Source organism: Alteromonas lipotrueae (assembly GCF_019249215.1).
GTDB classification, from domain to species: Bacteria; Pseudomonadota; Gammaproteobacteria; order Enterobacterales; family Alteromonadaceae; genus Alteromonas; species Alteromonas lipotrueae.
This window is the reverse complement of sequence record NZ_JAESDI010000006.1, coordinates 109,795-136,735: the sequence shown is the minus strand read 5'-3', so window position 1 is coordinate 136,735 and position 26,941 is coordinate 109,795. Positions and strand designations below refer to the sequence as shown.

Sequence of the window (26,941 nt, the reverse complement as noted above, 5' to 3'; positions counted from 1 at the left end):
ATTCAAAGCGGCCTCTTTTTTCGAAACGCCTTTCAAAGTTGTCCATTTCTATGTCATTTACCTACTTCATCGCTGATTTACACCTAAGTGCAGACCGCCCTGACATCACCGCGTGCCTAATGCAATTTTTAGAAAGCGATGCAAAGGAAGCCGATGCCTTATATGTGTTGGGCGATTTATTTGAAGTATGGATTGGCGATGATGACGTTACCCCATTTAATACCGCTATTGCAGAGGCATTCAAGACTTTAAGCCAACATGTGCCTATTTACTTTATGCATGGCAATCGCGATTTTGCGATACGCGAAGGCTGGACATACAAGGCGGGAATGACACTTATCAACGAACCCACCGTTATTGACCTATACGGGACACCCACACTTATCACCCACGGCGACGAGCTTTGCACTAACGATGTGGCTTACCAAAAATTCAGAAAGAAATCTCGCGGTTGGTGGTGGCCTAGGCTAATGCTAGCCTTGCCTTTATGGTACAGACGCCGCGTTGCAAGAAATGGTCGAGCGGAAAGTAAAGAGAACCAAAAGCATCTTAAACCAGATATTATGGATGTGACACCCACAGAAGTGATTAAGGTTATGGAGCAGCACAATGTTCAACGCTTAATTCATGGACACACACACCGCCCTAACATTCATTCTCTTACCGCCAATGGCAAACCTGCAACCAGAATCGTGTTAGGTGACTGGTATGATCAAGGCAGCACATTGTGTGTATCACACTCCAATGTTATGTTACAACATCACACTTTTAAGTAGCGATATCTGATACTTAGCTTCCTGTCATACTAAAAATTTCATAAATTTAATTTTATTATTTGTCTTCAAAATACGCTTTTCCAACACTCTAATTTGTAAAGATAATTTACAAATAGTCTTGCCCTCCTTCTCTTAAATTTTGTACTTAGTAGTTGCTTTGTTAAAGCCCGTTCAAAAATCTGTCAAATAAACGTCACTTTCCCGATATATCGTTGAAAATAGCGCATTTAAATGATAACGAGAATCAATTTCATTTGGCGATTTGCGTACTAATTAACAATAAAACTGACCATCACAATTTAAATTCAATGTAGGGAACGACGATGAATCGTACTTGGAAAACGAAGCTTAGTGCTCTTGCACTGGTTGCTTCATCTGGTTTGCAAGCAGCTGTTTTACCCGAACACCAAACAGATAACGAATGGTATTCAGATGCGCAAAGCAAACTTACTGAAAAACTAGTGACAAACAACCAGTTCAAAGCCAAAAACGTGATTTTGTTTGTAGGCGACGGAATGGGGGTTTCTACACTTACTTCTGCGCGCATCCACAAAGGGCAGCTAGAAGGCGGGTTGGGCGAAGAAGGTTACTTGGCATTTGAAACCTTCCCTCACACAGCGTTGGTTAAAACCTACAATGTTGATGCACAAACTCCAGATTCAGCAGGTACGATGACAGCGATGATGTCGGGCCTAAAAACGGATGTGGGTGTTATTGGCGTTGACGAAGATATTGAACGCGGTGAATGCGCTACCGTTGCTGGCAATGAAGTTATTACTGCACTTGAACTTGCTGAAATTAAAGGTTTAGCAACCGGTATTATCTCTACTGCACGTATTACACACGCTACGCCAGCAGCCACTTACGCTAAATCAGCTGACCGTAACTGGGAAGATATTTCAGATATGCCAGAAGAGGCTGCTGCGGCCGGCTGTATTGATATTGCCGATCAGTTAGTCAATTTTGAGAGCTTCCTAGAAGGCAGATATACAGGTGTTGATGTAGACGGTATTGAAGTGGTTATGGGCGGTGGCCGTCGTCACTTCTTACCTAATGATGCCGCTTTTAATAGTGCTGATGCAGTTAGCGAAGTAGAAGGCGATCGTACAGACAACCGTGACCTTACCGCAGAGTGGCAAGAGATATATGAAAATGGTGTCTATGTTGTTGATCAAACAGGCTTCGACAGTTTAGACACTGAATCAACAGAACGGGTTTTTGCTTTGTTCAACGAGTCGCACATGCAATACGAAGCAGACCGCGCCAATGACGTAGCGGGCGAGCCTTCTATTGCTGAAATGACCGAAGCTGCGGTAAACATCTTAGATAACAACGACACTGGTTTTTTCTTAATGGTTGAATCAGGCCGAATTGACCACGCTCACCACGCTGGTAATGCAGCCGGTGCACTTACAGATACTTTGGCGTTTGAAGCCGCTGTTATGGCCGCTTATGATAATACCGACCCTTCTGAAACACTTATCTTAGTTACTGCTGATCACGGCCATGTGTTTACTATTGCAGGCTACCCAAAACGCGGTAATCCTATTTTAGGTAAAGTGGTTAATGTTGGAGCAGAAGAACCCGCAACAGCGTCCGACGGCACGCCATATACCACGTTAGGTTACACCAATGGCTTAGGTTTTCGTGACCTAGGAACAGAAACCGATTCTGATGAAGGTTACAACTACGACAATGCGGCAGGTCGTATGGACTTGACCGATGTAGATACCACTACCGCCGGTTATCACCAAGAAGCACTTATTCCACTTGGATCTGAAACACACTCTGGTGAAGATATAGCATTACACGCAACTGGACCAGGAAGTCAATTAGCACAAGGTGTGATAGAACAAAATGTTGTTTTCCACCTAATCAACCAAGCCCTTGGCCTGATAAACGAATAAGTGGAGAAGAACAATGAAACTTTTTAAATTGAGTATTGTTGCATTAGCAGTTGCCGGCCTAACCGCCTGCTCTCTTGAAGGCGATGACGGAAACGATGGCGCAGCAGGTGTTGATGGTTCAAATGGCCTTAATAGCTTAACCGTGCAAACTGCGTTAGCAGTAGGCGATGCAAACTGCCCGAATAGCGGTGTACAGTTTGATTCTGGCCTAGATACCAATGCAGATGGCACGTTAGGTGACGACGAAATCACCGATACAAGTTACGTTTGTGCACCCGGCAGTTCTGAAGTTGCAACCGGTGAGCTGCTTACCACTTTGAACAACGACTGGTTTATAGCCGCCAGTGCAAAAGTGGAAAACAACAAGCAAGTGTGGATGGATGCGACAGGCACCTCAGCAAGTATCTCGAGCGCTAACATCGAAGTTACTCAAGTAGCCAACAATGAAGAGTTACAGGCTATGGTAGCCGACCTTCGCGGTAAAGCGAAGAACGTTATTCTGTTCGTTGGTGACGGCATGGGCATTTCAACCATTACAGCCGCACGAATTCTAGATGGCCAGTTAAAAGGGCTTGATGGCGAAGAAAACCAGCTTAGCTTTGGTAAATTCCCATTCTCTGGATTGTCTAAAACGTATAACGTTGATGCGCAAACTCCAGACTCTGCTGGCACCATGACAGCCATGGTTAGTGGTGTAAAAACCGATGTGGGTGTTATTGGCGTTGATGAAGATATTGAGCGCGGCGAATGCAGTACGGTTGCTGGCAACGAACTCATGACCGCATTAGAACTTGCAGAAATAGCGGGTAAATCTACCGGTATTATCTCTACTGCTCGCATTACTCATGCTACACCAGCAGCTACCTACGCCAAGTCGGCCGATCGCAACTGGGAAGATGTATCTGATATGCCTGAAGATGCGGTTACTGCTGGCTGCCCTGATATAGCCGATCAGCTAGTAAACTTCGAAGCTAACTTAGAAGCTAACTATGAAGGCTTAGACGTGGATGGCTTGGAAGTAGTAATGGGCGGCGGCCGCCGCCACTTTCTTCCCAACGATGCTGCGTTTAATAGTGTAGATGCTGCAAGCGAAGTTGAAGGTGATAGAACGGATGGTCGAGACCTTACAGCGGAATGGCAGAATATGTATGAAAATGGTGTTTATATCGTCGACCAATCTGGTTTTGACGGCTTAGACACCGAAACGACCGAACGCGTATTTGGTTTGTTTAATGAATCGCATATGCAGTATGAAGCTGATCGCAGCAACGATATTGCTGGTGAGCCTTCGGTGGCAGAAATGACTGAAGCGGCTATCAATATTCTTGATAATAACGATGAAGGCTTCTTCCTTATGGTTGAATCGGGTCGTATTGACCATGCTCACCATGCTGGAAATGCTTATGGCGCTTTATACGATACCTTAGCCTTTGCTGACGCTGTTGCCATGGCTGACGAACTGACTAACGATGAAGATACACTCATTATTGTTACTGCTGACCATGGCCATGTATTTACCATTGCCGGCTACCCTAAACGTGGTAATCCCATATTAGGTAAAGTGGTAAATGTTGGCGCTGACGAAGCCGCTACAGCGTCTGATGGTACACCCTATACCACGTTGGGTTACACCAATGGTCTTGGCTTCAGAAACCTTGGAGACGAAACCAATTCAGATGCGGGTTACGCTACAGCGTACGATACTGGTCGCAAAGACCTTACTGATATCGACACTACTACCCCGGGTTATCACCAAGAAGCGTTAGTTCCTATGGGCTCAGAAACTCACTCAGGAGAAGACGTGAGTATTCATGCTAAGGGCCCTGGCGCTTTCTTAGTAAATGGCACAAACGAACAAAGCGTAATCTTCCATATTATGGACTTCGCGGGTGACTTCGTTACCCAAGCAGACGCCGTAGTGGAATAAAAAATTACGTTTATCGTCAGTTCGTAAGGGAGCGTTTGCGCTCCCTTATTTCGGAGTTTTATATACATGAAGTACCTAGTTTTACCCTCGTTAGCTTTAGCCACGTATGTTATTTCAGCCCTGCTAACTATCGCGCCTAGCCACGCGACGTCTGTTAGCACAGATTTGGACACCCACTCCAGCAATGCCAGCAATGCCAGCAAGGTGGACATCCACACAAAATGCGAACTTGAAGCAGGCAACCTGAAAGCTGACTATACCGTCACTACCCGCCGCGGATTCACTCCCGGCAATAGCACGGAAATTTCGCTTTTGCGCTATAACAATACGGTTGCTCATCAGTACCCCCAGGTTGGCATTACTGAAACTTGGACAATGGTGCGAAACAAGCTAATCAAGCCTGTTCGTTATTTTGATAAGCACGAACGCGCTATCGAATATCAGCCAGGCGAAAGTATTCACGGCCGAGTAGAAAAAGACTTTTCATTTCGTTATCAATTAATTAGCAATACTTTGCTAAACAAAATGACTTTAGAGCGTTCTGAAGGCAAAGGTTGTATGAGAATTGAGTATTTAACTTATCAAAATAGCAAAGTGGATATGACGCTCGCTTGGCTACCTGAGTTAAAACTAATCCAACAGTTTCGTGTTAATGAAAAGAATACTACCCGAGAGTGGTCATTAGTTTCAGTTGACGACAATGTAAACTTAGAAGCATTTTTTGAAAGCCGTGATAAATACAAAGCTACCGATTATGCTGACATTGGCGATGATCATACCGACCCCTTTTTAACTAACATGGTAAATCAGGGTTTTATAGAAGCAGGCGCTAGCGGATTTTATGACCAAAATGGGAATGCGATAGGTGAAGGTCACCGTCATTAAACTTTAGGTTTATCATATAAAACTGTCCCTAGTTTGGTCGTTTTTGACTGGATATATAAACAGAATGTGATATAAAAAGGTTAATAAAGACATCATCAGGGACGGTGTAAATGTTAGATATTTTGCTGAGCGATGCGAATTTTTGGTTTAGTATCGCGTTAGCCACGGTAGCCATTCTATTCATTATAGAAATTGTGGGGCTTGTTTTTGGCATAAGCATGATTGGTTTGCTTGACGACATGCCTAGCTCAAATATTGATGTAGAAAGTAGCTCTATTCTTAGTTTTGGGAGCTGGCTCAATTTAGATAGAGTCCCGCTGCTAATATGGCTGGTGGTGCTTTTAAGCATTTTCGGTTTACTTGGGTTTGTGACTAATTACGCCACCAAATCTATTGCTAATACCACCCTACCCGTTTGGGTAACGCTCCCTTTTTCCGCGATTGTCGGCACCTTACTCACATCGAAAGTAAGTGTGATAATTGCGGCTGTAATTCCAAAATTTCAAACTTCTGCTATTCAAAACGACGACTTCATAGGTGCGGTAGCACATATAACTATTGGGATTGCATCGAAGGGGAATCCGGCAGAAGCTAAATTCACCGATGATTATGCACAGCCCCACTATGTTTTAGTCGAACCTTTTGAAGACAATGAACTCTTCAAGCAAGGTGAGCGCGTAATCCTTGTTAAGAAAACCACCCACAGCTGGTTAGCCACCCGTTATCAATAATAAATAAGAGACTGAGTATGGAAACCCTTCAAACGTCAAACTTACCTTCATTGCTATTTATTGCAGGTATTATTGTAGTAGCCCTTATCACTATTGGGCTTATTTTTGCCAAACTGTACACTCGAGCGACCAAAGAAACCGCCTTTGTTCGAACCGGACTTGGTGGTGAAAAAGTTATTAAAGACGGGGGTGCAGTTGTACTTCCTGTTGTACATGAAATTATTCCAGTCAATATGAACACACTGCGGATAGAGGTGGAAAAAACGCAGAAAGATGCGCTTATAACGAAAGACAGAATGCGCGTTGATGTTAAAGCTGACTTCTATCTTCGTGTAGCGCCTAATTCAGCCGGAATTTCTATGGCAGCGCAAACATTAGGTACACGCACAACCCGAGCTGAAGAAGTTAAAAAGCTAATGGAGTCTAAGTTTGTTGACGTGCTTCGCGCCGTGGCAGCCGAGATGACCATGACGGAAATGCACGAACAACGTGCCGATTTCGTACAGAAAGTACAACAGAGCGTGGCTAACGATTTAGAAAAGAACGGTTTGGAGTTGGAATCAGTCAGTTTAACTGGTTTCGATCAAACCGACCTTGAATTTTTCAATGAAAACAACGCATTCGATGCTGAAGGTCGTGCTCGTCTTGCTAAAATTATTGAAGAAAAGCGCAAAGAAACCAACGATATTCAACAAGAGAACCGTATTCTTATTGAACAACGTAACTTGGCTGCAGAGAAACAGTCTTTAGAAGTAAAGCGCGATGAAGAAGAAGCCCGTTTGATGCAGGAGCAAACCCTTGCGTTTAAACGCCAAGAACAAAAAGCGGAAATCTCGAAGCAGCGAGAAATGAAAGAGCGTGAAGAGCGCGAAGCAGAGATTGCTAAAAATCGCGCAATTGAAGCTGCCGAAATTGAAAAGTCTCGCGAGATAGAAACTCAAGAAATCGCTAAGAGTCAGGCTCTTGAACAAGCGCGTATTCGTCAACAGCAAGAAGTAGAAGTTGCTGAGCAAGTAAAACAAATTGCGGTTGCAAATAAGTCTGAAGAAGAATCGGCGGCGCGCGCGAAAGCCGCAGAAGCAGAGAAAACCAAAGTAGAAAAAGAAGAAGCTGTTATCACCGCTAAATTGGTAGCCGATGCTGAACGTAAGAAGCAAATTGAAGTCATTGATGCGCAAAAAGAAGCGGAACGTGATGCGGTGAATATTACTGTTGAAGCAGCTGCAAAGAAAGAGGCTGCTGAAAATACTGCTGAAGCCATTTTAACGGAAGCAAAAGCCAGCGCTGATGCGAAAATGCTACAAGCTGAAGCAGACGAGAAAGTGCTTGCCGTAGAAGCCGCAGGTAAACAGGCACTTTATGAAGCAGAAAATACACTTAAAGATGAACAGATCGAACTTCAAAAGTCGCTAGCTATGATGGAAGTTTTACCTGAGCTTATCGCGCAAGCAGTTAAGCCTCTTGAGAACATCGAAGGTATTAAAATTCTTCAAGGCTACGGTCAAGGGAGCGGTCAATCTGGTAGTGGCCAAACCGTTGCGACAGGTAGCGGTTTAGCAGACCAGGTCACACAAGCGGCTTTAAGTTACCGAGCAAATGCGCCTGTAGTTGACGCAATGCTTCGGGAAGTCGGCTTGGTAAACAGTGAAAGTGGTACCCTCGATGACTTACTTACTGGCAAAAGTGAAATACTAACAGGTACAGCTGCTAACGCACCTGTCATAAAAGCCCCCAAACCTCCTGAACCCGATGCATTGGCGGAATAGTATTGCGTAGCCGATAAACTCATAAAGAAGCCCCCTTTCAGGGGCTTCTTTATTTCATATCGATAGGTTATTTTCACTTTCTCTAAGCAAAACTTGGACACCCACCGAACTTCATTTTCGATGCCTCGCTTAAACTAGCAACTTAAGCTTGGACAGCCACACAAACCCGCCCCAAGTTCAGTATATTAATATTCATGTAAACGGCACTATTGTGACACTTATAAAGATTACTGAGTTTACGCTATGCCTCGCCCTCGAAAATCGCTCATCTGCTTACAAGATACCCCTTACTACCATTGTATTTCGCGGTGCGTGCGCAGAGCGTTCCTGTGTGGTGAAGACCATTACAGCGGAAAGAGCTACGAGCATCGCCGTCAGTGGGTTGAAGCTAGGCTAATTAAACTAGCCAGTATATTCGCTATTAACGTTTGTGCCTATGCAGTGATGAGCAACCACACACACGTCGTTTTGCATGTCGACAGAGATGAAGCCTTATCGTGGACTACTCACGAAGTATTGAAACGTTGGCATACGCTCCACAAAGGCACAAACTTAACCCGTCAGTATATGCAAGCTGAACAGCGTAGCTTACTTTCAGACGCCCAAATAGAATCCGTAATAGCAACAGCAAATATATATCGTCAAAGGTTGCACGATATCAGTTGGTTTATGCGGCTTTTAAATGAGTTTATTGCGCGTCTAGCAAACAAAGAAGACGAATGTACCGGACGTTTTTGGGAGGGTAGGTTTAAATCTCAATCATTACTTGATGAAGCTGCCTTGGCCGCCTGCATGGCATATGTCGATTTGAATCCGTTGCGCGTAGGTTTATCAGAAACCCCAGAACAATCTGATTTCACAAGTATCAAAAAAAGAGTTGCTGCAGCTAGGATTGGAAAGCAACCTCGGCATTTACAACCTTTTGCAGGTAACGGGAATACAATTAAAGGGCTCCCTTTTCTACTCGATGATTACCTAGAGCTCGTCGATAAATTGGGAAGAAAAATCCGTTCGGATCAAAATGGCTATATTTCCAATATTCTCTCACCTATTCTTGTTCGCACTGGACTACAAAATATTGACTGGGAAGGCATGTGCCAAGGGATTGAAAAACAGTTTTCATCGTCAATTAGTCTTTCAATAGCTATACGGAGACAGAAGATACTGGAAACCGCTTAACTAACTGTATAAACCTAAACGGCACCCTCAGCGCAACTCTTCTAATAGTAACTAAGCGTTCGTTCCATTTTATAAAAAATGCTAGATTTCAAGCAATAGTTACAAGCGATATACGTATTGTTCCAACCTCACTGACAAGTCACTTCCAGCAACGAGAAGGGAAATGATTTACTCCTAAAAGCAGATATTCTATACATTCCCTAAAGGTGGCTGTCTTAATTTGCTCCTGTTTTATAGCCCGAGAAATGTGATTATATTGCATTAGCAGTTTGAACTTGAGTGAGTGTCTCAAGGTTGAAGGTTTAAGCGAATTACTAAAACTTCAGATAGATAAGTACCCTATATCGTTGCAGAAGTATGGGTGTCTAAATATTGGAGCTTTTAGATATTGGAGCTCTATCGAGATACTCGATTTTTAGATTGAAGTAAAAATAAAATCTGTATGAAATTTAACCAACCCATAAAAACTGTTACACTCCGCAAGTCTCTTGGAATTTGAAGTAGGGGGCATTAACTCACTTCAATATTATCAGGAGATAATGCATGAAAATTATACTTTTAATCCTTACGTTAATTGGCGTTTGTACAAACCTACAAGCCAAAGATCGCCTTGATGTCTATGAAGATTTTGATATTGGTACCGAGCTTGTCTCAATGACCATGGTTAAAGTCGCCCCCAATATGGAAGACATGTATTTAGCTGGGTTACAGCAATCATGGGCTAAAGCAGTCCAAATTCAAAAAGATATGGGTTACATCAAGGACTGGAAAATATACGCAAGTGAACTCCCATTAACTGGTGACTTCAATATGCTATTAGTCGTTACCTATGAGAAGCTCTCTGATTTGGAGCCCAGTAAGAAAAAATATGAAGCTTTTATGAAAAAATGGGGGGAAGACAATCAAACTATGTCTGAAGAACTCAGCGCCGGGTACCCCAAAATCCGTACCTTGACCGGGGAATATATGTTACGTGAAATAATTTTAAAATAATCTATGTGATTTATATCGAACCTCTCGACGTGTGACTCATCGCGTCCTTGCGAATTATGAGTCACACATAATTTTATCTTTCCAAAATTGAAGATAATAGTTACTACTCTTTCGGTTAAAGCCTATTGGTTCGCCATATATCCTTAACGAACCTCATGCCTAACCTCCACGCTTATTTTGCAGTCCTTCCATTACCTTATCCATTGTGATCGGAAATTCTCGAATTCGCACGCCCGTTGCATCTGCAATCGCATTGGCAATAGCAGCTCCTGCGCCTGTAATACCGAGTTCGCCAATGCCTTTGGCGCCAATAGGAGATGCTTCATAATCTGGCGTTTCTAGGAAATCTAAGGTGACATCAGCAATATCGCGGTTAACTGCAATATGATACTCGCCGAAGTCGGGGTTGATAAAACTGGCCGAATCGGTGTGATGATGAATGGCTTCGGTAAGTGCATACCCTGCCCCCCACACCATACCGCCTTTAATTTGCGAAGACGCCGTTTTAACATTGAGGATTTTACCCGCTGAAAAAATGCCATATTGTCTTTTCAGTCGCACTTCACCTGTGTGGGTGTCCACTTCCACTTCTACGAAATGAGCGCCACAAGAATACTGTTCGTCTTCACTTGTATCATCTTCTCCCACTTCACCTATTTCAGTTAGTGGAAAATTATCCTTATCGATAAGCTCACTTAAAAGAAAACGCTGCGGCTCACTACTATTAGTGTGTGTGTCCACATCTGCTCTCTTAATGTGTGTGTCCAGATTTGTTGTAGTGTGGGTGTCCACATCGGTTTCGTAAACCACCAGCATGTTGCCTTCTAACACCAACTCACATTCCGACGTAAGGTTTGGCAACTTTTGTTTGAGTGTTTTCTTCAACGATTGCTTCAACAACTCGCAGGCCTTCATTAATGCTGAGCCTGTACTTGCCGCGCCGAAAGAGCCCCCAGAACCACAGGATGGTGGCAAGCTGCTATCACCAAGTTGTACATCTACACTATCAAGCTGTGAATGGAATGCGCCTGCCGCTATCTGCGCCAAAATGGTGTAAGATCCCGTTCCGATATCTGTCATATCCGAACGCACAGTAAGCTTTCCATTGCTGTCGAGGCTTATGCTGGCTGCACTGGGTACCAGAACGTTCATACGCATAGCACTTGCCACGCCATGGCCTATTAATTTCCCAGGCTTGGGCGCTGGTTTATGTTGCCACCCAAATTTCTGTGCCCCTTCTTGTAAGCAATCTCCCAACCTATGGGTAGTAAAGCGCTTACCACTAACAGGGTGAACTTCAGGTAGGTTTTTAATTCGAAAGGTAAGCGGATCTATCCCCGCTTTTAGGGCTAATTCATCTATGGCCGATTCAAACGCCAGCGAGCCAATGGCATCGCCAGGCGAACGTGTAGAATCGATAAGCGGGGTGTCTGCATCCTTTATTCTATGGGTACTGTTTATAAATTCTGCAGCATACGTTACACGTGCTCCCGCTCCAGTAGCCTCGGCAAACTCGTAACCTTTTGCTTTCGGCATAGCACTATGATGTTCAATATCACCTATCAAACCATCACTGTCGCAACTCAAATGCATCTGCTGAAAACTATGTCCTCTATGAGGCGCATTGTAAAATACCTGGCGTCTGCTTAGAACAACCTTCACCGGTCGCTTCAAATATCGCGCCCCTAAACAGGCCAATACGGCATCGTAATGCAAACCTAGTTTAGAACCAAAACCTCCCCCAATAAAGGGGCTTTTCACCTCAATGTTCTCTTCATCTAATTCGAAAGTAACCGCTAACGCGTCCACTGCTGATGCAATAATTTGCACACTGGTATACACGCTTAGCTTTTCGCCATCAAAGTTTGCAATGGTTGCATGTGGCTCCATGGCCGCGGATATTTGAGAGGGGGTGGTATAGTCAGCCTCTATCTCCACTGCCTTTTTATCATGGCTGCTATTTCCACTTTCGACATCAGCTTCAAATCCGCCATCAAGGGAATCAGGCACGGTAGTGGCCTGCTCTGAAGATAGAAGCAAATCTGGACTTTTAGCATCAATCGTATACTCAACCAAACTCGCAGCATAACGGGCTTGCTCCAATGTATCAGCAATGACTAAAGCAACTGGCGCACCAAAATGACGAATATGAGGCTCGTTTAGTACAGCCCTACTCTGCGTAAAACGGCTTTCGCTTGCGGGCTTACTGAATGGCTTAAGCGGTCCAGCATTTTTATAGGTTAGTACAGCATGCACGCCCTCTGCCTTTTCAGCTTTCTCTGTCGATAAATGAGTAATTTCTCCTACGGCAGTGTCAGAAGATACCAGCCACCCCACTAACGCTTTTTCATCGAACTGCTGCTCGGCTGCATAACGTGCGTGTCCAGTTACTTTTAAAACACCATCTACACGATTTATCGGCTTTCCTAATACGTTTTTCGAAGTATCAATTTTCATAAAGCGCTCCTTCGTAATCATCATTTTCACACTGATGTTCATAAAGTGAATTCAGTACGCTTTTGAATGTATTACGGAGTAAATCAGGTTTGAAATTGTTACTGCCATATACCTTCGCATCGGCCAACTCAGCATCAATAGCGAGGTCTAAAACTTCATCAGAAAACTCAGCGCCTATAAGCATTTTAATAGCGCTCGCAGGGAACCAAGGTTTAGTTCCTACCCCGCCAAAGCCTAATGTAACCTTTTCAATTCTATTGCCTTTTACCACAAGCCCAGCAGCTACCGATACCAAAGCAAAGGCATAAGAAGAACGGTCACGCACCTTACGGTAATATTGGCTGCCATGACGTTGTTTTGGAATAATGACGGCAGTAATAACCTCTTCATTCTCGAGAATATTTTCTATATGAGGTGTACTACCGGGCTCGCAGTAAAATTCACGTACTGGTACCCCCCTTTCCTCACCTGATTTTGCGGTTAGCAGCACTTTTGCATCTAGGGCTATCATAGCTACAGCCATGTCTGATGGATGAGTGGCAATGCAATCATCACTAGTACCTAAAATGGCATGAATACGGTTCATGCTTGTTAATGCCGCACACCCTGAACCAGGTTGGCGCTTATTGCAGGCATTAGTGGTATCGTAAAAATAGTAGCACCGCGTTCGTTGTAGTAGATTGCCTCCGGTGGTCGCTCTATTTCGAAGTTGTACCGTGGCGCCGCTTAATAATGCTTGAGATAGCAAGGAGAGTGATGGCTTGTGATAGGCATAGTTGGCGAGTGCCGTATTCGTAACCATGGCACCAACACGATAATGATCGTCGTGTTCAGTAATACTCTGCTCATCTTCCCATTGGCTTAAATTAATCAACTGTGAAGGGGTTTCAACCTGAAGTTTCATCAAGTCGATAAGATTAGTACCTCCAGCAATATACTTAGCGCGGTCTTCGGTTGATAAACCGGTAATATCTTGAGTATGCTTTATATGCTGTACGCTAAAGGGGTTCATTATTGTGGCTCCAAAGCAATAACATCTTGTATTGCATCAACAATATTGGGATAAGCGCCACAGCGGCACAAATTGCCGCTCATTCTTTCCCTGATATCTTCTTTAGATGAGTAATCAGGACCACAGGTTACCGCACTGGGGTTCTTTGCTGCTCGCTCACCAAGCAATGCCACACTTGAGCAAATTTGCCCCGAAGTACAATAGCCGCACTGAAAAGCATCCCGCTCTACAAAGGCCTTTTGTAGGGGGTGTAACTCATCATTCTTGGCTATTCCTTCAATAGTGGTAACCGATTTTCCTTCAAGCTGAAAGGTGAAAACCAAACACGCATTTATTCGCTCTCCGTCAACTAATACGGTACAGGCACCGCATTGACCGTGGTCGCAGCCTTTTTTGGCGCCAAACATAGAGAGATGTTGATGTAAAAAATCGAGTAGCGTGGTTCTTGGATCTTCAGGGAGGGGGTAAGCTTCTTCATTTACAAAAAGTGTAGACATGGCGTTTTCCTATACCGTACAGCTATCAATCCGTTACTGCTCAGGAGTTAGCTGAATATTTGTCGTTCACCTTTTCACTACGCCCCCTTTTTATGTTTGGTTCAGCATTTGATGTTGCGATTTAAAAAAGAAAAACCGCACGCTCTTTAGATTGCCGATAACATCTGAATGCTAACGACGACTATTGGAGTTGGTGCGGCTTTAGTTACACTGCGCATTTCATTACGAAAAGCATTGCTATTTAAAAACAGCGTTCACTTACACTTTTCCTTGAACCTGTCATTACGATGCTTTGATTTTATGCCGTAATTTCTATAGCGACCAAATTACTGGTAAAAGTAAGGGCCCGTCCAGCTATACTTTTTACCGTCTACTTTCACACTATGTTTCGCGTTTTGCGACGCATCTTCATTGGAGATAATAAACACTTGCTCCGTGCCTTTAACGTCGGTAATTTTAATACCTGTATAGGCTTCGCTATCAATCATCACGCTCAAATCAGTAATACTACTTTTTGAATTCTGTGATGATTCACTTACTGGGCTATATGACCCATGAGGCTCTACTACCGATACGAACAGGGTATCCTGTGTATCACTTCTGCGAAGCATGATGGCAGGATCGCGTCGTAAGTTAAACTCAGGGTCGTTAGCGCCTATACGGGTAAAAAACACTTCATCTTCACTGTTAGTGATAGATGTGATGGTGTAATACTTACCATTACTCAACCACGAAAACTGAGTGTTGTGGTCAGCCGCATCGCCTTTTCCTTCAACGTATAAATGTTGATAGCCATTATCATCACCTAACGGATTCAGGCTCGTTGGCGTATCGTATTTGAAGTTCATATCTAATACTTGGCCAAAATAGTAGAACGGAAAGTCATACTGATTTTTCTTATCTGACTCAACACGCATAATGTCTAACACGAACGGCTTTTCGAAGTTGTCGTTAGCGACCATAGCCATAGTGCGGTGCATCAAGGTACCAGGGTACGCATTTTCTTCTGTCGCACTCACCACTTTGATATCTTCACGTTCAGCATCAAAAGTAAATAATTCAGAATGATGCTGACTTGCAATATCGTAATCGCCGTTAAAATGTTTCTTCTGATTTATTGACAACGTGTTGTGCGCAATGGTGGTTTTCGCCCACGTTTTGTTTTCTTTTAAGTAGTTACCGCCACCTTTTTGCTCAATATTTACAAAACGAGCTAAACCGTAATCTTGTAGTACTTCCTCGCCTTTTTCATACATTGAAAAAGAAAGTTTGTCGTAATGGCCATGACTTAAGCCTTGGCCCGCATACTTAAACACCAAGGTCATATCTTCATCACCTTGGCGCAACACACCTATGCCACCTTGCTTGCCATTCACGCCGTCACTTAAGTTCACTGATTGCTTGATAAAAGGTTCAACCTTACCATCGCGAACGTCAATTGCCGCTTGTAGCCCTGATTCTTGCAATAACACTTCGCCTTGTTTTTCAACAACACTAAGCAGTTGTGGATTCTTATCACCGTAGAAATAAGCTAAATCCACCGCACTCACCAAGGAGCTCTTGTAATAAGACATCCCTTTTTGGGCATCGTTAATTGGGAAGAATTCACCATCAGCATCAGACAAATTAAGAAGCGCGTTTACGCCTTTCAATAACACATTGTCTTTGTGCTGAAGTACTTTTAAGTCTGGACGGCTGTTGTCCATTGCTAAAGCAAAAATAAGGAAAGGATACATTGCATAGCGTTGGTAATATGGTCCTTCGGTATAATAGCCATCGGGCGAGAAAGGTTCTTCTAAGTTAGCAAAGAAGCCTTTGCGCTGACCTTCTACCTTAATGGTGCCACCGTCGTTATCTTTACCGCCTACTTCTAAACCATCATCTTCAATACCATACAAGGCACGCTGAATAAGTTCTTCGTCGTTCATTACTAGGCCAATCATACCGACCGCCGCGATGCCCCACGTGCTATGGTTGTGAACGCGATTGAAAAACTGCGGGTTCTCTAGTGAGATAAAATCAGCGAACGGACGGAACAAATTCGTTTCTAGCGTTTCCCGTTCTTCAGCAGAAAGATAATCGTAAATGGCATCATAAGCTTGGCTCATGTAAACCAACCAGTTACTGTCGTTTAAGCACTGCCAAAACAATTTACCACGTGAATACGAGCGTTCTTGAGGGTGAAGCGGTAAATCTTTGTACATGGCTTCATACTGAAACAACATATCGCGAATGTATTTTGCGTATTTTTCGTCGTTCAATACCTGATACAACACACCGGCTTTTTGAGCTACAAAGAAGTTTTGCTTGTGGCGTTGATGGGTATAACCGCCTGAAAAGTCTTTAGGAATAGGCGTATCAATTCCCATAGCAATTTCTGCATCTACTTCCTGCTTAACACTTGATAATGTTGTGTCAAACAGGGGAACTTGGCCTAAATTGTCTCTCATTCTTTCCACACCAGGTTTGGTAAGAATAAGATTAGGGTGTTCTGTTGCTTGCAGGGTAAAAGGCGACATAGTTATGCCCACCGTTAATAACGTAAGGGTAAATTTTTTTATATTCATATTATAAGTTCCGTTTTTAACACTTCGCCTTTTTAGAATTTATTAACAATGGGTGTAGGGTAAAAATTGTTAATAAGAAGATAGCGAATTGAGGATTAGTACAATAACAGAACCTCTAAGGTATAAAAGCTGACCACTGGGAGAAAACGCAAAAACAATCAATCATTTGTTCAAAATGCAATCAGCTGTAGTATTTTTACTAAAAAATCTTGTATAGGCAGGTACTAAATAAAAACGTGAATAGGATGATAAACGTGACGTACCACTTAGTACGCCACGTTGAATACGTTATGTTTCGCTAGTCAAAATTGCATTGAGCTAGTTTTATCACATCAAACTCGATATACGATCCCCCAACAAACAAGTTAGAAACCTTCTAAAACGATTTTTCCAATTGCTGTGCCTGCTTCTAGGGTCTTATGCGCTTCAATTAAGTTCGCCGCATTAATCTTACCCAAATGCTTGCCTACTGTCGTTTTTACGTGGCCTGCATCAATTAACGCGGCAACATCGGATAGCAACTCACCTTGGGCGCTCATATCTTCTGTTTGGAACATTGAACGGGTAAACATAAACTCCCAATGCAACGATATACTTTTAGGCTTGAGCTTTGAAATATCTAATGCTTCAGGGTCGTCAATAAGCGCAATTTTACCCATAGGCTTCATGATTTCTACGTAGGCATCGAGATATGCATCAGTGGCGTTCAAGCTTGCCACATGTGTAACTGGCCCAATATTTAGCGCAGTAATTTGTTCAGCTAATGGTTGGCGGTGGTTAACGACATAATCAGCACCCAAGCTCTTAACCCACTGTATAGAACTTTCACGAGAAGCAGTGGCAATAACCGTAGCACCGGTTAAGGTTTTTAGCAGTTGAAGCATGATTGAACCAACCCCGCCAGCCGCGCCTACTACCAACACGGTTTCGTCAGTTTTCTTGGTATTACCCGCTTGTTGTTTTTCAAGCGCCAAATGTTGGAACAATAATTCCCATGCAGTTATCGCGGTAAGCGGTAATGCCGCCGCTTCGCTATCAGACAAGCTTTTCGGAGCATGGCCAACAATGCGTTCGTCTACTAACTGGAATTCAGCATTAGTGCCTTGGCGCGTTAAATCGCCCGCGTAATATACTCTATCACCTACTTCCAAGGTTTCTACATCATCACCAGCTTCAACCACTTCACCTACCGCATCCCACCCCAAAATTTTAGGTTCACCATTTTCAGGCGATACACGTTGGCGAATTTTAAAATCTACTGGGTTAACGGCAATAGAATTGATTTTCACCAACACATCCCGTCCCGACGCGGCAGGCTTGGCAAGCTCTACATCCGTTAGTGCGTTTTCATCTGTTATAGGTAAAGATGTAGTGTATCCAATTGCTTTCATCGAGAAATCCCCTTCTGCTTAAGTAAAATACTGAACGAATGTGCATATTCATATGCAATGAGAATATAATACGCCTTGACTGTTTCAAATTAAACAGCACAATATTTGAAACATTTTCAATAGAAAATAGATAATCTATGTTACTTGAAGATCTCATTGTTATTTTAAAGGTCGCTGAGTTTCGCAGTATTACTGCCGCAGCATCTAGCTTAGACATGCGCACAGCAACTGCTAGTGCTGCAGTTAAACGAGTTGAAAGTACGCTAGGTTCCGACCTTTTTATTCGAACAACTCGTTCGCTTCGCCTTTCTGCTGCGGGTGAGCGTTATTTACCTGTTTGCGAGCAAGCCATCACCATGCTTGAACACGCAAAGCAAAACTTGCAAGAAGATACGGGAAATATTGAGGGCGAATTACGCATAGGCTTATCGTCAGATTTAGGCCGCAATGTTATTGCCCCTAGGCTTAATAGCTTTATGGATGAGCACACTGGTATCACCATGAAGCTGCATTTAAGTGACAGCAATATCGATTTTTATCGCGACCCTGTTGATATCGCCCTTCGTTACGGCTCGCCAAACGATGCCAGTTTATACGGCTTTAAAATATGTGAGGTGCCTAGGTTGTTGGTCGCCTCCCCCGCTTATTTAAAGAAGCACGGCACACCAAAAACCTTAGAAGACCTACCTAAACACAACGGCCTTTTTTATCAGCTACACGATATTATTTATAACGAGTGGGAACTTACCCGCAACAATCAACCCGTGAAAATTAAAATGCAGGGTAACCGTGCTGCTAATGACGGCGACATGGTGCGAAGATGGTGTGTGAATGGTCATGGCCTTGCGGTAAAGTCTAGTTTAGACATGTGCGACGACCTACTTAATAACCGCGCAGTGGCGTTAATGCCTGACTATATTGTTAAACCTACCCAATTATGGCTAATTTGCCCTAGTAGGCAATCCATAACGCCCGCCGTAAGGTTGCTAAGAGATACCCTTAGGACTCAATGCCAATACCAATTACAACAGTTGGTGGCGGCAGGTATTTTTGCCGAGGAGCGAATCTAAACCGTGATAAGTCCGCTGGGAGTACCGCGCTCAGGCCCGTGTTGCTGAACATGTTCAATTAGGGCCGGAAAAAAGCCTAGAAATAGGCTATTCAAGGGCGTGAAGTTTGCTTCTATATCTTGCACGCATTGAGCAAAATCATTTTTAAATCGTATGCGCTTCGCTACCGCCTGTATAGCGAAACCTATCCCTTCAAACTCCGCGTAGTCTGCAAACCAGTTGTGCGTAATCATATGAGAAACACTACGCTGCATAGATGTGGGCATAACAGGCAGCTTCTTTTCCAATAACGAAAAGCTGTGCTCACAAAATGATTCAAAGGGAATGTTAGAGAACCGCGCCCAATGCGTAATTAATAGATGATCGAACAGCATATCTATCGCCACGGGTGCAAAACGCCTGTGCTCAGGTTTAAACAGCGCTTTTGCTTGTTTCACACTAGCATGACTGTCAGTAAACTTATCTACCGTATAGTGGTTTTCTAGGCCTTTACTAACGCCATTACTGAGCGTGGCGAGTGCTACACCTTTGCGAAAATCGCCAAGTAAATTGCCGTAGTGAGAATCAGCATTGGGTTGGGCTAAAAAAAGATGAGCGAGGTAATTCATTGTCCCATTATACGCCAATTAACGAGCAAATCGCTTCCCCCTACAAATATTATTTGGTATTTGCTAGGTCCCCCATCGGTTCGAAGTATGAATGTGGTACAATTGTGGTTTACGTTAGCCCTAATTTAGTTTTAAAGACAGTGAATACAGCAGAATTACTCGCCCCCATAAATAGGTTTTTACACGCTACAACACCAGATGCATGGGTTGAAGAAGCTACAAAGCCTGAAAACTTTTCCATGCTGCTTTTAGATCATTTGATTTGTGAGCTTAAAGCATCTCAATCGGCCATGTTTCTTATTCGAAAATATGCCGTCGATAAAGAAAGTAGCGATGCCCTTTTGGCGTGGCTGCAACCCTTCGAGCAATACGTGTATAAACGTGAAGGTGCCTGGCGAGACTTACTATCTAAAAATAAACTGTCGAAATCTGTTATCCCACGCTCTGATTCAAAATACGGCCAAGACCTTATTGATAAAATGGTGCTGCTGATTAAAGAAGAGTTACATCACTTTTATCAAGTATTGGAGATGATGGACAATTTCGATATTGAGTATCGAAGCATCACCCCTTCGCGCTACGCAAAAGGATTACTTAGGCACGTTAAAACTCATGAGCCAGATGCGTTAGTCGACAAACTAATATGTGGCGCTTATATCGAAGCACGCTCTTGCGAGCGATTCGCAAAATTAGCGCCCCACGTAGATGCAAAGCTTGGTGAATTTTATATTTCCTTGCTTCGCTCCGAAGCTAGGCACTATCAAGACTACTTGTCGCTGGCCACCGATATCGCGGGCAAAGATATTTCAGAAAGAATTGCGTACTTTGGTGAGGTAGAAGCTGAATTAATCACTACCAGTGACAGCGATTTTAAATTCCATAGCGGGCTTCCAGCTTAAGGTATTTATAAGGCCCTTACAGGCTTTCTAAAATGAAGGGGTGGAAGTTGATAATGCGTGGTGTCATGCCGCGCGTTTAACTCATCGTTTCTTGCTACCTTCTCGTTTCACTCCCTTTTAGTCTTGCATAGCTACTATTACCTCTTGTTAATATGTCCAAATCTGGTTGCTCATACCTAATTGATGGCATCGCATTACCTAAGATAATCCTTATATTTGTTAGGCTATTTAGCCATCATTTCTCTCAAATGACTGCCTGACTTCGACCCATCTTGGTGCACCTTCATCAATTAGCTAAATAAGTGCATTTTAGGCCCTGTTTTTCACACTATTTATTTGACTGATTCATCATCCTGTAGCAAAATTGCCGTGTAAAATAAATGTTGCATTTTATACTTCAGTATTAACATTGATTCTTATAATAAATAATACTCTTCAGACTTTCTCAGAGGCGAAGGACAATGCTTTTAAACCATGTTATTGGGATGTACACGCATCCAAAAGAAGAATGCCGTAATATCGATCGACGCCAAGAAACCTTTTTCTACGCTTTTAGCCACATTGCTATTATTGCGTTAATACCCACTATTGTGGCGTATTACTCAACGGCCTACACAGGTTGGAGTATGGGCTCAGACCTAATAAAATTAAGCGAAAGCAGTGCGCTATTAATGGCGACGGGTATGTATTTCGGCTTAGTTGCTGGCGTAGTAGCCTTGGCTGTAGTCATTCATGAGCTCGCTAAAGCGTTTGAATCATCAACTACTTTCACGCAATCATTAGAGTTAGCCGCTTACACCGCTACTCCATTATTTATGGTGGGCTTTGCTGGTTTGTACCCTGAGCTTTGGGTGGTAATGGCAGCACTATTAGTTGGTGTAGGTTATTCAGTCTATCTGCTTTTTTCTGGTGTGCCTTTGTTGATGCAATTGCCACAAGAAAAAGGGTTTATCTATTCCAGCTCAGTGGTTACCTGTGGACTCGTGTTAATGGTTATTCTAATGACTGGCGCAGTACTATTGTGGGGTATTACAACAGGCCCTATTTTCGCCAGCTAGCGAATAAAAAGAAAGTGTTAATTACTTTACCCATTCAGCCATAAAATAATAAACACAAAAAAGCCGCTTAATAGCGGCTTTTTTTATGAGTTAACCACATAGCCATAACTATCTGCTGGCAATTGGCCTAGTCGTTTGAATCGATATTGTGCATATCTAAATTGCTCAACTCTGCTTGCAGAATTGGCGCTTCACGAGACTTCTCTCCACGCGAGATATCAATACGTTCAAGGTAGTCTTGGTCTACATCACCGGTAATGTAGTTACCGTCGAAGACTGAAGTTTCAAAACGTTGAATTGCATCATTTTCTTCCCTTACAGCTTCCACTAAATCAGTGATATCTTGGAAGATAAGGCCGTCAGCTTGAATAAGGTCGGCTATTTGATCAATTTCTCGGCCATAGGCAATCAATTCGTTGGCAGAAGGCATGTCGATACCATACACGTTAGGAAAACGTATTTCAGGCGCTGCAGAGGCGAAGTATACCTTCTTAGCACCAGATTCTCTGGCCATCTCAATAATTTGGCCTGATGTAGTACCACGAACAATAGAGTCATCAACCAACAGTACGTTCTTGCCTTTAAATTCAGACGAGATAGCGTTTAGCTTACGGCGCACAGACTTCTTACGCATAGTTTGGCCAGGCATAATGAACGTACGGCCAATGTAGCGATTCTTCACAAAGCCCTGACGGTACGGCAAATCTAAAGTGTTGGCAATTTGAAGTGCCACATCCATAGACGTTTCGGGAATAGGAATAACGACGTCAATGTCTAAATCACTCCATTCACGAGAAATTTTCTCACCCAATCGACGGCCCATATTCACGCGAGACGCATAAACTGAAATACCGTCGATAAAGCTATCTGGGCGTGCAAAATACACAAACTCAAAAATACAGGGTGAGGTAATGGGGTTCTCAGCACATTGTCTGGTATGAAGCTCGCCATTTTCAGTAATGTACACCGCCTCACCTGGCGACACATCGCGGATGAATTGAAAGCCTACCGCATCCAGTGCCACACTTTCTGATGCTACCATCCACTCTTCGCCAAGCTCTGTCATACGCTTACCTAGCGCTAACGGGCGAATACCGTGTGGGTCACGAAATGCCACAATACCTTGGCCGATAATTGCGGCTACCACCGCGTAAGCACCGCGAATTTTCTTGTGTACTTTGGTTACTACTTCAAAGATATGTTCAGCAGTAACACTTAGCCCTGCCACTTGCTGTAGCTCGTGAGCAAGAATGTTTAACAACAACTCTGAATCAGATGTGGTGTTAATATGACGACGGGCAATTCGAAATACTTCTTCTTGCAAATCGTGAGCGTTGGTTAAATTACCATTGTGCGCAAAAGCAATACCAAACGGTGAGTTCACATAGAATGGCTGTGCTTCGGCTGAACTCGAGGTACCTGCGGTAGGATAGCGAACGTGCCCAATACCCATATTACCCGATAAGCGCTTCATATGACGCGTATGAAATACATCACGAACCAAACCATTTGCCTTACGCAAATTAAACATATTTTGGTCGATGGTCATTATTCCAGCAGCGTCCTGTCCACGATGTTGGATTACCGTTAAACCATCGTACAAAGACTGAGCTACTGGTGTTTTACCAACTATTCCGACAATACCACACATGTGCGTTACCTATATCAAGCGGGATTTAAGAAACTGGAGGAGCCTTTCACATACGTGAAAAACCACTCAATAATGACACCAAATTCGGGAATAAGTACCGACGTTTGCCACCACTGCGATGAGGCAGCAGCAGAGAAAGTGTCCATGAAAAAGAGAAGCGCACTAACGATAAGTACTCCGCGGAGCGCTCCAAATACAATGCCTAAAACGCGATCGGTACCTGACAGGCCTGTTGCCTGAACCAGTTGTCCAATTGCAAAATTTAACATGCCGCCTAACATCAGAGTTGATACAAATAAAGCGGCAATGGCAGCGCCATTTCGAAGATACAAATCATCGATGGCAGTAAAGTATACGGCTAAGTCGGCATAAAAATGGCTGGCAATAAAGAGTGCGCCAAACCATACCACAAGAGAGATGGCTTCTTTAACAAACCCTCTAATAAGGCTTATTAAGGTAGATACCGCAACGATACCCAATATGGAAAAGTCTACCCAGTTCATTGTCTCTTAATTGCGTTATAGTCGCGGAAGTTGTTAGTAGCGACATGCCGTTGGCGAGATGGCGCGCATTCTAACAGAAGCCAGAAAGATTACCAATGTGTAATATTTTTAGCTTCTGATTTTCATAGCGTAGAAAGTGCTGTGTATAAATGGGTTTACACTATTCTACTTTAAACGTGGTGACCTTCCCTTTCAGGTCAGTGAGTTCACGTAAATGTGGCAATGCTGCCTCTAATTTTTGTTTTTCTAAGTCTGGCCCAACAAACACTTTGTTAAGCGGGCCAGAGTTAGTCATTATCCGGCGGCTAAACGCACGATATCCCGCTTTTTCAAGCTTATTCAATAATGACTTTACGTTTTTCTCATGGCGAAAGCTGCCAAGTTGTATAACCCAACCTGCGTCATCCACAGTAGATGAATCCGGTGCTTCAACAATGGTTTGACTGGCAAGAGAATCTTCTGGCGTTATTGAAGCCTCTACCGGCTCAGGCAACGCTTGAGTCTCACTGGGCACATTGGACGTTGCACCTTCATCATCCAACGCCTTATCATCCGTTACCGTTACGGGCAACTGTGCAGCTTTAGCTACCCGCTCACTTGGAAAGGCTTCGGGCTCTACAATAGGTTTCTTAGGGGGACTTGCAGGAACAGATACAAACGGTTCTTTATTGGTTTGCTTCTTGCCATCGAGAAAGTCTGGTAAAAAAATAACTGCCAGCGCCACAATGATGATGGTGCCCACGAGTCTATTCTTTAATGCCGACGTCACTATTATCTCCTGTTGAACTTATTGTTCGATTTTATTGTTGTTCATTTGCGTTGGTATAATTTAACACTTCAGCCACGGTAACAAAGGAACCAAAGACCAATATAAGTTCGCCTTCATGGTAATCATTACGTGCTGCTTTATAAGCATTAGTCACATCATTGAAGGTTTGGATATAGCTTTTATCAAGCTGAGCATCCAAAAGTGCATCCGCTAGCACGTCTGAATCGCACCCTCGAGGGCCTGAAGTGCATGCTAAGTACCATTGTGCATTCAGCGATGACAAAGGCGCAAGGGTTTCTGCAATAGATTTGTCTTTTAACATACCCGCTACCACGCGTATTTTACTTGCGGGGTAACGTTTAAGCCATTCCCGCATTGCGTTGGTTGCTTGGGGGTTATGCGCGACATCCACCACCACTAGCGGGTTATGGCTAATTTCTTGCTGGCGGCCTGGCAAACGGGTATTGGCAATAATCTGCTTTATCGCTGTTTCATCTGGCAGTAAGTCCAATAATTCCAGTGCCGCAAGTGCCGTTGCTGCATTTTGCTGCGGAATATGCGGGTATGGTAGCTGGGTAAATTCAGTATGCTTACCCTTCCATTGCCACGTTCGACTGGTGCTAGCGCTAAGGCTATAGTCAGGCGCGGTATTATCAACAATGAAAAAGTCTTGCTGCGCCCATCGAGCATCAACATCTAATTCAAACACAACTTCACGTAGCGAACTTGGTGGAAAAAGCTCACCAATAACAGCTTTACCATTTTTTCGCATTATACCGGCTTTTTCACGAGCAATTGCTTCGCGGGTATCACCCAGCCAGTCTTGGTGATCAAGGTCAATGGTAGTAATGATGGCTAAATCTGGGTCGAGAATATTGGTGGCATCTAACCTTCCCCCTAGCCCTACTTCCAATACGGCCACATCAACACCCCAATCCTGCATCATTTTCATTGCAGCTAAGGTGCCGAATTCAAAATAGGTTAACGTGATATCGCCTCGGGCTTTTTCGATAAGCTCGAAAGCACGGCAAAATGCGCCTTCTTCAGCCAATTCACCGTTTAGCCGCACACGCTCGCAGTAACTCACTAGATGAGGAGAACCAAACACCGCGACGGTTTTACCTTGCGCAAGCATAGCTTGCTCTAACAAGCGGCAAGTTGTGCCTTTACCGTTAGTACCGGCCACGGTAATAAGTAGAGAGTCTTTTAGATGGATACCCATGGCATTTGCCACAGATTTAACGCGTTCAAGCCCCATATCAATGGCACTTGGATGAATAGATTCAAGATGAGAAAGCCACTGACTCAACGTGGTTGTTGAGTCAGTATTTTGATTTTTTTGTGTATTCACTAATTCTGATGATGCAGCTTAAGTAACAAGCCGTGTAATTTATCACGCATTTCCCTGCGGTCAACAATCATATCAATAGCGCCTTTCTCGACAAGGAACTCACTACGCTGGAAACCTTGTGGTAGCTTTTCGCGTACTGTTTGCTCGATAACACGAGGACCAGCAAAACCAATCAACGCTTTTGGCTCAGCAACGTTAACATCACCTAGCATCGCTAAACTGGCAGAAACACCGCCCATTGTTGGGTCTGTTAGCACAGAAATGTAAGGTAAACCTTTTTTGCTCATTTTTGCCAATGCCGCAGATGTTTTTGCCATTTGCATTAGCGACATAAGCGCTTCTTGCATACGTGCACCACCACTAGCAGAGAAACAAATAAGTGGCGTGTTGTTTTCAAGACAAGCGTTTACCGCAGCAACAAAGCGAGCACCTACCACAGAGGCCATTGAGCCCCCCATAAAGGCAAATTCGAAACTGGCTACTACAACTGGCATACCTTTTAGTTTGCCTTGCATAACTACCAAGGCATCTTTTTCATTGGTTAGCTTTTGCGCGGCTACGATTCGGTCTTTATAACGTTTTGAATCTTTAAATTTTAAGATATCTTGTGGTTCAAATTCACCACCAAGTTCTACGCGGTCGCCTTCATCAAGAAAGCCGTCTATACGGCGACGGGCCGTAATACGCATGTGATGATCGCACTTAGGGCAAACTTCTTGAAGTTTTTCCAACTCAGTTTTGTACAACACAGCTTGGCAAGAGCCGCATTTTGTCCAAATCCCCTCAGGTACATTACCTTTTGTGGATGTTTGCGTACGCGGAAGAATTTTTTGAATCCAGCTCATGGAAAAGGAATCCTTTATATTTATTAGCGCACCGACACTGTTTTTTCATTCGTGCTTTGTGTCAATACTACATGAATATTTCGGTTACTTTATTGTAGC

22 protein-coding genes are annotated in these 26,941 nt (G+C 43.5%); 11 read left to right on the top strand and 11 right to left on the bottom strand.

Annotated elements, in window-relative coordinates:
* The first annotated feature begins 50 nt into the window (after positions 1 to 50).
* The 8 genes from lpxH (at position 51) to JKP82_RS08410 (ending at position 10,164) form a co-directional block, all read left to right on the top strand.
* Positions 51 to 776, top strand: a complete 726-nt coding sequence (gene lpxH / locus JKP82_RS08445; RefSeq protein WP_159531785.1) for a UDP-2,3-diacylglucosamine diphosphatase — start codon at positions 51 to 53, stop codon at positions 774 to 776.
* 323 nt (positions 777 to 1,099) lie between these two features.
* Positions 1,100 to 2,683: an alkaline phosphatase gene (locus JKP82_RS08440; RefSeq protein ID WP_218396634.1), complete on the top strand. Its 1,584-nt coding sequence runs from the start codon at positions 1,100 to 1,102 to the stop codon at positions 2,681 to 2,683.
* A 13-nt stretch (positions 2,684 to 2,696) separates the two neighbouring features.
* Positions 2,697 to 4,610 carry an alkaline phosphatase gene (locus JKP82_RS08435; protein ID WP_218396632.1) on the top strand — a complete coding sequence of 638 codons (1,914 nt, stop codon included), beginning with the start codon at positions 2,697 to 2,699 and terminating at the stop codon, positions 4,608 to 4,610.
* A 66-nt stretch (positions 4,611 to 4,676) separates the two neighbouring features.
* Positions 4,677 to 5,495 (top strand): hypothetical protein, encoded by an 819-nt coding sequence (locus JKP82_RS08430; protein WP_218396630.1) that lies wholly within the window; start codon positions 4,677 to 4,679, stop codon positions 5,493 to 5,495.
* Between the two features lie 110 nt (positions 5,496 to 5,605).
* Positions 5,606 to 6,226: an OB-fold-containig protein gene (locus JKP82_RS08425; protein ID WP_159531793.1), complete on the top strand. Its 621-nt coding sequence runs from the start codon at positions 5,606 to 5,608 to the stop codon at positions 6,224 to 6,226.
* 17 nt (positions 6,227 to 6,243) lie between these two features.
* Positions 6,244 to 7,992, top strand: a complete 1,749-nt coding sequence (locus JKP82_RS08420; RefSeq protein ID WP_218396628.1) for a flotillin family protein — start codon at positions 6,244 to 6,246, stop codon at positions 7,990 to 7,992.
* Between the two features lie 243 nt (positions 7,993 to 8,235).
* Positions 8,236 to 9,171, top strand: a complete 936-nt coding sequence (locus JKP82_RS08415; RefSeq protein ID WP_159531797.1) for a transposase — start codon at positions 8,236 to 8,238, stop codon at positions 9,169 to 9,171.
* A gap of 543 nt (positions 9,172 to 9,714) precedes the next feature.
* The gene (locus JKP82_RS08410) at positions 9,715 to 10,164 is read left to right on the top strand and encodes a hypothetical protein (RefSeq protein WP_218396626.1); all 450 of its coding nucleotides are present in this window, start codon (positions 9,715 to 9,717) and stop codon (positions 10,162 to 10,164) included.
* A gap of 159 nt (positions 10,165 to 10,323) precedes the next feature.
* On the opposite strand, the gene JKP82_RS08405 is transcribed toward JKP82_RS08410, so the two are convergent.
* From JKP82_RS08405 to JKP82_RS08385, 5 genes are all read right to left on the bottom strand, one after another.
* A complete protein-coding gene (locus JKP82_RS08405; RefSeq protein WP_218396624.1) occupies positions 10,324 to 12,621 on the bottom strand; it encodes a xanthine dehydrogenase family protein molybdopterin-binding subunit in 2,298 nt (765 codons plus the stop codon).
* On the bottom strand, positions 12,611 to 13,633 hold the full coding sequence (locus tag JKP82_RS08400) for an FAD binding domain-containing protein (RefSeq protein ID WP_218396622.1): 1,023 nt from the start codon (positions 13,631 to 13,633) through the stop codon (positions 12,611 to 12,613). The genes JKP82_RS08405 and JKP82_RS08400 overlap by 11 nt, the downstream gene beginning before the upstream one ends.
* On the bottom strand, positions 13,633 to 14,130 hold the full coding sequence (locus JKP82_RS08395; RefSeq protein ID WP_218396621.1) for a (2Fe-2S)-binding protein: 498 nt from the start codon (positions 14,128 to 14,130) through the stop codon (positions 13,633 to 13,635). The genes JKP82_RS08400 and JKP82_RS08395 overlap by 1 nt, the downstream gene beginning before the upstream one ends.
* Positions 14,131 to 14,456: 326 nt before the next feature.
* The gene (locus JKP82_RS08390; RefSeq protein WP_218396619.1) at positions 14,457 to 16,697 is read right to left on the bottom strand and encodes a heparinase II/III domain-containing protein; all 2,241 of its coding nucleotides are present in this window, start codon (positions 16,695 to 16,697) and stop codon (positions 14,457 to 14,459) included.
* A 365-nt stretch (positions 16,698 to 17,062) separates the two neighbouring features.
* Positions 17,063 to 18,088 (bottom strand): zinc-binding alcohol dehydrogenase family protein, encoded by a 1,026-nt coding sequence (locus JKP82_RS08385; protein WP_218396617.1) that lies wholly within the window; start codon positions 18,086 to 18,088, stop codon positions 17,063 to 17,065.
* 137 nt (positions 18,089 to 18,225) lie between these two features.
* On the opposite strand from JKP82_RS08385, the gene JKP82_RS08380 reads away from it, so the two are divergent.
* Positions 18,226 to 19,158 (top strand): LysR family transcriptional regulator, encoded by a 933-nt coding sequence (locus JKP82_RS08380; protein ID WP_218396615.1) that lies wholly within the window; start codon positions 18,226 to 18,228, stop codon positions 19,156 to 19,158.
* Here JKP82_RS08380 and JKP82_RS08375 read toward each other — a convergent pair.
* Positions 19,155 to 19,766 carry an acyl carrier protein phosphodiesterase gene (locus tag JKP82_RS08375; protein WP_159531813.1) on the bottom strand — a complete coding sequence of 204 codons (612 nt, stop codon included), beginning with the start codon at positions 19,764 to 19,766 and terminating at the stop codon, positions 19,155 to 19,157. The two genes, JKP82_RS08380 and JKP82_RS08375, sit on opposite strands and share 4 nt — an antisense overlap.
* Positions 19,767 to 19,906: 140 nt before the next feature.
* On the opposite strand from JKP82_RS08375, the gene miaE reads away from it, so the two are divergent.
* Positions 19,907 to 20,665, top strand: coding sequence for a tRNA isopentenyl-2-thiomethyl-A-37 hydroxylase MiaE (gene miaE / locus JKP82_RS08370; RefSeq protein ID WP_218396613.1), 759 nt, complete (start codon positions 19,907 to 19,909; stop codon positions 20,663 to 20,665).
* A 461-nt stretch (positions 20,666 to 21,126) separates the two neighbouring features.
* Positions 21,127 to 21,723: a Yip1 family protein gene (locus JKP82_RS08365; protein ID WP_159531817.1), complete on the top strand. Its 597-nt coding sequence runs from the start codon at positions 21,127 to 21,129 to the stop codon at positions 21,721 to 21,723.
* Between the two features lie 127 nt (positions 21,724 to 21,850).
* Here JKP82_RS08365 and purF read toward each other — a convergent pair whose 3' ends face one another.
* From purF to accD, 5 genes are all read right to left on the bottom strand, one after another.
* On the bottom strand, positions 21,851 to 23,374 hold the full coding sequence (gene purF, locus JKP82_RS08360) for an amidophosphoribosyltransferase (protein WP_159531819.1): 1,524 nt from the start codon (positions 23,372 to 23,374) through the stop codon (positions 21,851 to 21,853).
* A gap of 14 nt (positions 23,375 to 23,388) precedes the next feature.
* Positions 23,389 to 23,877 carry a CvpA family protein gene (locus tag JKP82_RS08355; RefSeq protein WP_013783505.1) on the bottom strand — a complete coding sequence of 163 codons (489 nt, stop codon included), beginning with the start codon at positions 23,875 to 23,877 and terminating at the stop codon, positions 23,389 to 23,391.
* Between the two features lie 160 nt (positions 23,878 to 24,037).
* On the bottom strand, positions 24,038 to 24,646 hold the full coding sequence (locus JKP82_RS08350) for an SPOR domain-containing protein (RefSeq protein ID WP_159531821.1): 609 nt from the start codon (positions 24,644 to 24,646) through the stop codon (positions 24,038 to 24,040).
* 31 nt (positions 24,647 to 24,677) lie between these two features.
* Entirely contained in the window at positions 24,678 to 25,997 is a 1,320-nt protein-coding gene (folC, locus tag JKP82_RS08345; protein WP_218396611.1) for a bifunctional tetrahydrofolate synthase/dihydrofolate synthase, read from the bottom strand.
* Positions 25,997 to 26,842: an acetyl-CoA carboxylase, carboxyltransferase subunit beta gene (gene accD, locus JKP82_RS08340; RefSeq protein WP_159531825.1), complete on the bottom strand. Its 846-nt coding sequence runs from the start codon at positions 26,840 to 26,842 to the stop codon at positions 25,997 to 25,999. Before accD ends, folC begins: the two co-directional genes overlap by 1 nt.
* Positions 26,843 to 26,941 lie beyond the last annotated feature (99 nt).